The following is a 238-nucleotide window of genomic DNA, read 5'->3' as shown; positions in this document are numbered from 1 at the left end:
AGACGGACCTGCACGGAGGTGATTTCCTCACCCGTGAAGTAGCGGATCGCGTCGAACTCGTGGACCACGGAGTCGTTGATCAGCATCTCGTTGGTGAAGCCCTCGGGTGTTGTCGGGTTGCGGTGCTGGTGGTGCAGCATCAACAGCTCCCCCAATTCGCTGTTGCGGATGACCGATCCGAGCGCCGCGTACTCGGCGTCGAAGCGGCGCATGAAGCCCACCTGGATCCTTTTGTGAC

1 protein-coding gene is annotated in these 238 nt (G+C 60.9%); it reads right to left on the bottom strand.

All coding sequences use genetic code 11. The annotated features are described in order from the left end of the window. The coding region (locus ACPYOG_RS20650) for a Gfo/Idh/MocA family protein (protein ID WP_481295930.1) at positions 1-238 on the bottom strand (238 nt) is incomplete at both ends.

The sequence above is a fragment of the Leifsonia sp. HAY1-4F genome, assembly GCF_056755275.1.
This window is presented reverse-complemented; position numbering and strand designations above follow the sequence as displayed.